Genomic DNA, 1,399 nt, shown 5'->3' with positions numbered 1-1,399 from the left:
CACTTCATGTCCCAGGCGGCGCAGATGCCATGTCATCTGCCGCGAGCCATAATACGGCCTTTCCAGGAACTGGGCGTCGATCAGCCGCATCAACTCCAGATTGGCCTCACTCTGTGGCACAGACCGATAGTAGACGCCCGACCGGTTGAGTCGCAGCAGCGTGCATTGCCGAATTATCGGCAGACGCGCTCGCTTCGGGTCAATCATCTGCCGCCTCTGATCACGCCCAACCGAGCAGAGGCATCGCGTAAAAAATCCCGTTCCACGAGAAGCTCGCCTATCTTCGCGTGCAGTTTCTCCACATCAGCAGGGCTGACCGGGGGCTCAGACGTCGCTTTCCCGGAAAAGGTGGCCGCCATCCCCTCGATCGCCTGCCGTTTCCACTGGGCGATCATCGTCTGATGTACCCCATGTTTCGAAGCCAGTTCCGCCAGCGTCAGTTCCCCACGGATCGCCTCCAGCGCAACCCGTGACTTGAACTCTGCCGCATACCTCTTCCGCGTAACCTTGCCCATAAAACCCGTCCTCGTTCAGGCCAGATGATAGCTTATCGCCCTGTCCGAAAAATGGGGACCACCTCTCACCTTGCACCCTGCTAACATGAATTGAGACATAGCTATGAAGCAGATACTTAACTCACGGCAGGTATGGGTAATAGAGCGCATCTGGACCGAGGTTAATGATAACGGGGTAAGCTTAAGGATTGCCGCAAAGCCAGACTATATTCCGTCTGGAGATTTTATTGGGGCACTGAATGAAAGGCCCGGAATATATGTTCCATTCCGTGAAATGGGCATCATCAACCAAGAAAGAGTCTTCCAAGCCAATCCAGTACATTTGGAATGTGCGCCAGACCAGATGTCGCAGCTTCCGACACGGCTGCTTGTAACACGGTCGCCGGGGCTGCCTCGATAGCCTGTCTTATCTTGGATTTTTCATCTTCTGGTGCATCCGTCATTTCAAGGCGCTGTTTTAACAGAAGCTTAATGGTGCTTTCGTCAAATCGGACAGTGATGGTGTTTTTCTCTGCCGTCAGGCCTCCATCGTCACTAATCCAGTCAGTTCCAGAGGCCGTGACGGTCACAGGATCTGCCCAAGTCCATCGTTCCCCTATTGGGCTCTGATGAAGAGCGGCGATGTCGCAATATCCATGATTCTGAAGATATTGCAGGTCATAAAAGACCTCATTTGGAATGTTGCCGTTGTTTTCATCACTCAAAGCTGTGAGCGCCAACCCATTATGACTCTTGCGGTCAGCTATAAATTCCAGCAGCGTTCGCAGGCGTCTCTTGTCTGGTTTATACATGACCGTCCCATCTTCCTTAGTGTCTGACCGAAAATGAGTTGAGTGATTTCAGTAGGTTATGATTCATGGGTTTGTGACAACCTGATGAGATCA

The 1,399-nt window shown here is 52.3% G+C and carries 1 protein-coding gene and 1 pseudogene; both read right to left on the bottom strand.

Going from position 1 to position 1,399, the window contains the following annotated elements; translation table 11 throughout:
* Positions 1 to 515 (bottom strand): annotated as a pseudogene (locus DV027_RS17275) (IS3-like element ISGxy1 family transposase); the annotation flags it as partial.
* Between the two features lie 284 nt (positions 516 to 799).
* Complete coding sequence (locus DV027_RS17270; RefSeq protein ID WP_130732991.1) at positions 800 to 1,306, bottom strand: hypothetical protein; 507 nt, start codon at positions 1,304 to 1,306, stop codon at positions 800 to 802.
* Positions 1,307 to 1,399 lie beyond the last annotated feature (93 nt).

This window comes from Komagataeibacter xylinus (assembly GCF_004302915.1).
In the GTDB taxonomy this organism is placed as follows: Bacteria; Pseudomonadota; Alphaproteobacteria; order Acetobacterales; family Acetobacteraceae; genus Komagataeibacter; species Komagataeibacter xylinus_C.
The sequence above is the reverse complement of the archived record's forward strand: the minus strand, read 5'-3'. Positions and strand labels throughout refer to the sequence as shown.